This window comes from Bradyrhizobium sp. P5_C11_2 (assembly GCF_054049755.1).
Window position 1 is genome coordinate 1 of sequence record NZ_JBFULT010000585.1, and the last position, 4629, is coordinate 4629.

6 protein-coding genes are annotated in these 4629 nt (G+C 59.6%); 2 read left to right on the forward strand and 4 right to left on the reverse strand.

Annotated features, from left to right (window positions below; translation table 11 throughout):
* Nucleotides 1-457 precede the first annotated feature (457 nt).
* Nucleotides 458-595 carry a hypothetical protein gene (locus ACXJL8_RS34600; RefSeq protein WP_456686407.1) on the forward strand — a complete coding sequence of 46 codons (138 nt, stop codon included), beginning with the start codon at nucleotides 458-460 and terminating at the stop codon, nucleotides 593-595.
* Nucleotides 596-1029: 434 nt separating this feature from the next.
* On the opposite strand, the gene ACXJL8_RS34605 is transcribed toward ACXJL8_RS34600, so the two are convergent.
* The gene (locus ACXJL8_RS34605) at nucleotides 1030-1995 is read right to left on the reverse strand and encodes a site-specific integrase (RefSeq protein ID WP_456686408.1); all 966 of its coding nucleotides are present in this window, start codon (nucleotides 1993-1995) and stop codon (nucleotides 1030-1032) included.
* 197 nt (nucleotides 1996-2192) lie between these two features.
* Between ACXJL8_RS34605 and ACXJL8_RS34610 the strand changes: the two genes are divergently transcribed.
* Entirely contained in the window at nucleotides 2193-2408 is a 216-nt protein-coding gene (locus ACXJL8_RS34610) for a ribbon-helix-helix domain-containing protein (protein ID WP_456624438.1), read from the forward strand.
* A gap of 825 nt (nucleotides 2409-3233) precedes the next feature.
* On the opposite strand, the gene ACXJL8_RS34615 is transcribed toward ACXJL8_RS34610, so the two are convergent.
* From ACXJL8_RS34615 to ACXJL8_RS34625, 3 genes are all read right to left on the reverse strand, one after another.
* Complete coding sequence (locus ACXJL8_RS34615) at nucleotides 3234-3500, reverse strand: helix-turn-helix domain-containing protein (RefSeq protein WP_456624357.1); 267 nt, start codon at nucleotides 3498-3500, stop codon at nucleotides 3234-3236.
* 225 nt (nucleotides 3501-3725) lie between these two features.
* Nucleotides 3726-3932, reverse strand: coding sequence for a hypothetical protein (locus tag ACXJL8_RS34620; protein ID WP_456624358.1), 207 nt, complete (start codon nucleotides 3930-3932; stop codon nucleotides 3726-3728).
* A 46-nt stretch (nucleotides 3933-3978) separates the two neighbouring features.
* Nucleotides 3979-4629, reverse strand: a 651-nt coding sequence (locus ACXJL8_RS34625) for a hypothetical protein (protein ID WP_456686409.1), incomplete at its 5' end; no start/stop codon positions are given.

The following is a 4629-nucleotide window of genomic DNA, read 5'->3' on the forward strand; positions in this document are numbered from 1 at the left end:
GTCTCATGGGATGGCCATCGAGGTCCGTGACGACAGTGGCCCGGTGCTGCAGGTCAAATTCACATTCGAGGTCGATAGGCGGAGGGGTTGAGCCGCCTCAGTTGGGGGCTCGCTTTCTTGTCCGCATCAAGGATGGGCTGCGCGGGCGTAAGGTAGTCATGGTGCAGGCAAGTTGGTCGTGCGCACCCATCGAACAGCACCGTGATGCCGGTGGTGCGAAGGCTAACTTCGATGACTGTACCGGTCCGGTTGGTCAGATCCGGGCACCGAGGTTATTAATTTTGAAGCGGGTGCCAACGACAAACCTGTCGCTTTTGTGAGCCACCATTTGATTAATCCGAATTGTGAAATACGCACGGTTCGTAAAGTGGCCAGCATACATTCCCTATGGGCCGCCTGCAACTTGGCCATGAAGTAGTTCGAAAGTGCACGTGTCCAGGAACTCGACTCTTGGCACATGGCCGTGGTCGCAGGCGTCGTCTTCTTCGCGGTGCGGGCGCTGCTCGCCCTGATCCCGGGACTGGCGGTCGGCTTCGCCATCAAGAAATGGTCGGCGGCTGCGGCGCTGGTCGCGGCCGCGTCGGTTGACGCTTAACGCGCGGCACCGGCCGCCGGTGAATTAGCCCTGCGACTCACTCGGCGCCTACTCTCTCAATGTGAAATCCCGATGGCTTTCCCTGTCGCTGCCTCGCCGCGATTCAGGATTCGGCTCCGTGTTGCGCGTTTCCGCGCTTCCAACAAATGGAGAGTGTCATGACAAAGCCATGTCGTCGATGTGAGCAGGATCTCCCGTTGTCGAGCTTCGGTTACGGAGGCCGTTCCCGCCTTCGCAAGTTCTGCCACGCCTGCTTCTCCGCGATAGTGAATGGCGAAGTGTTCACCATGAATGCGACCGAAGCCGCCACGTTCATGGCGAGGCTGGAAGCTGGCCAGTCGCTTCGAATGCTTGAAACGCTACGAGTGGGACAGTTAGAAGTCTCATACCAACGGTCTCGACCAGTTGTCGCCGCCTGGTTGCCAGCGCGTCCTTTAAAGCAGCCCCGCGCCTGCATGCTCTTTGAATAGCTCGGCCTCTTGGATGTACCCAGCCAGCGTGTCCACCGATTTGTGGCGGCTTACGTCCTTCATTCGGAAGATGGACTTGCCGGCCGCAGCGGAGGAAGTCAGGAAGCCGCGGCGAAGCGAGTGGCCAGAGAACAGGCTGGCATCGAGTCCGACGCGGCCGGCGTAGGCCTTCACGATAAGAGCGACCGATTGGTCAGTCAGGCGCTCGGCGCTGACCACCCCCGCCTTATTGATCGGCCGGAATACCGGGCCTGCATCGATGCCGGCAGCCTCGAGCCAGTCGCGCAGGGCGACAACGGGGCAAGCCTCGGCGGATCCGCGCGCCACGGCGATAGTCACGCCCTCTGCATCTTGGTCGGTCTTGGACTTGGCAATGAGCACCAAAAGCCCCTCTGGCGTCTCCTCGATATGCTCGACGTCGAGCGCGACGAGCTCCGAGCGGCGGAACGCACCGCCGAACCCCAGGAGCAACAGCGCGCGGTCGCGCTTGCCGGCAATCGTGGCGGGGCACGCGGCAACCATGGCTTTGATCCGAGCGGCGACAGCCGGAGCCTTCTTGACCTTGGCGGCGCCAATGCTGCGGCGGATACCGCGGAGCGTCGCCTTGACGGCCTCGGAATCGGTAGGCGTCGGCAGCGAGGCCAGCTTGTGCGCGTAACGGATTGCGGCGAGGCGCCGGCCGAGCGTGGAGGCTTTTGCGCCTTCCTCGGCGCCGTGCGCCAGATATGCCGCCACGGTCTCAGGTAGTGCCGGCAACGCGCTGGCGGCCTTCTCCTCGCAATAGGTGCGGAACAGCCGAAAGTCGGTCTCATAGGCCATGCGCGTGGCTGGCGCCTTCTCGGCCTTGGCATACGAGACGGCAGCGGCCAGGTCGGGGGCAATGGCCGCGGGCAGGCTGAAGGCGTCGGCAAGCACTGGAAGGGAAGTCATTGCTTGAGTTCCATAGCTAGCGAGAAGAAGCGTTATCAATAGCTATCTAATATTGTGCTATCACGCAAGCACAGATCGATCCGGCAGCTGTTCTTCCTCTGTATCATCAGGCCATGTCGAGCTAGGCTCGACACCCCTTCAACCGAGCCCGCGACCGCCTTAGCGCGGTTTGGGCTGGCGCCGATGAGAACCACAGCATGCCCCGCAAGAAAGTCGGCCGCCTTTCGTCGCGCGATCCTGGGGCGTTCAAGGCGTTGTTGGTTAGGATGAACCCCGAGGGGTGGCGAGCGCTGAGGATCTTGGCCGCGGAATCCGACACGACGCTCAACGCGCTCGCGATCGAGGCCTTCAACGACTTGCTACGGAAGAAGGGGAAGCGGCCGATTGTGGCAAACCCGCTGCATGACGACTAGGGCAGTATTTTATTGCCTACACCACTGAGGCAGCAGGACTTTCCATAGCTGACTGGTCCCGACTGGCCCCCTACCAATTCCTGCCATCGTCCGCGCGCGTACTGCGCAGAAATTACGCCAGCGGCGGACACGGTGCACATCAGCCTCAGCAGCGGTGCGAAGCCCGGCGACTCGGTTAGAAATGTTTAGGTTTGTTAAGTTGCGATGTGCCGGCCGGCTCACATTTGATTGTTTGATTTCAATTCAGCCAGCGCCCGGAGCCGTCGGGGATGTTGTCATTTGTTGTCACGCCGAGGTTCACATTTGCTCACATGCCACCTTGCCATTTCTAGCCAACGCTCAAGCCGTCGCCGCCCGTTATTTCCGGTTAGAAAACGGCGCCAATCTTCTTCTGCCTCTGCGCGGACCACCGAGCTCCTCGCGCGCGCGCGTATTGGTCCCAGAACTACGCCATCGGCGGACGATGGCTCCCTCTCTTTTTAGGGCATTGCATAATTCAAGAGGATCGACAGTCTTGGCATTTCCAAAATGAGCAAGGCTCTGGCGAGCCTGTCATTTCCTGTCACGAAGGCCCCATTGCTATGAATGGCAGACCTTTGATTTCCTTTACCAAAGAGATTTTACCCCACCCCATGCCGAGCCCGCGAAGATGCTTTCATTTGCTTTAGTCCTGCTCTGATTTGCTCTACTCGGAAGAGGCGGCAAAACATGCGCAAAAGATTGAAATTCGCGCAACACAACAGCCACCTAGCGCGACTGAGGTGCTTTGATTTCCGTTGATTAAGTTCAAGCCGCCCCTGGCGTAGATCGGATCAAGTCACCCGCTCATTTCCGCTCAAGCGCGCCGATCACGGCTTGCGGGTTGAGGTGGATCAGGCGAAGCAAAACGAGTGCAGACCCGGTTGGCTTTCTACGCCCCTGCTCCCAATTGCGAAGTGTCTTCACTGGAACGCCAATGGCGTCCGCGAACGTCTGTTGCGTCTGCCCGATTCCGGATGCGGCGCGCACAGCCTGCACATTGAGCATTTGCGGCGCCGCCCTTTTAGGGGATGACATAATTACGCCGCTGGCGTTGTCCGGTGTACCGCTCATTGGCTCGCTCCAACCTGAATCGCTGTTGCCTGCATCGCAGCGTCAATCGCTGAAATCATGGTCTCGATCGCTTTCCGCTGATTGGGCAACACGCGCCCACTACTCGCAAGACCTTGCAGTCGCTGCCGGTAGGACGTTGGGCGGTAGCCTACCGGGACGAGACACCTCAGCGTGCGGTAAGCAATTTGGGCTCGCGCTACGGCCGTCGAGTTCGTCTCTCGATGCTCAGCCATCATCTTTAACCGGCTCGGAAGGTGTTTCGACAACAAGGCGAAAGTTGCTATCCAGGCCGTACCGCTGGGATTGACCAACTTCCGTGGTCACCTCGCTATCCTGCCAGATCGGCGAACCGTCAGCGCTGTGTCCCGATTTACTCTGGAAGCGAACCACAAAGTTTTCGCCGCTTTCGGATGTGATCGTCAGAGTGATCATGTTCGCGCTCGCTCATAGTTGGAGGTACGTGGCGACAGGGCGGCGACTATTGCCGTTCAAACACACCAGACACGGCGAACCTGGAAGTTGAAGCAAACGCTACCGTGTTGCGGCACAGGATCTGGACATTAGAAGCCTGAATCCAGCAGGGGACAGCGACCCCGTTTGTGACGAATTCAAACCCGCTGCCGCCGCCACCAGACTGCGCCGTAAATGGCACATTGAAGCTCATGTTTCCTGACGTGCAGGAGCCGCTGGCAACGGTTAGATCCATCTCCCAGAAAACCGTCTTACCCCAGTTCTTGTACCGAGCCGTATTTACGGTGAAAGTGCCCCCAGAGCACGATGCGGAAACAGTTCCGGAAAAACTTGTCCAAGCAGTTTGATCAAGATCACACTGTCCCGTCGTTGTGATGGTGCCGCCGGCCAGGTTCGTTCCACATACCACAGACGTGACGGTGCCCGTACCGGCCGCCGCGTTACAGCCGAACGTATGCGTAGACGTCGAATAGGTCAGCGCGCCCGTGCAGTTGCTGATCGCGGTCGCTGACGCCGTCGTGCTGCCGAAGTAGCCTATTACGGTATCCTGCGTTCCGGTTGCAAGCCCGCTCAGAGCAAGCGCGCCGGCAGAGCATGTGCCTGCGCCGGTTCGGGAAAGAACGCCGGTCGAGGACAGCGCTGCGAGACAATCCAGATC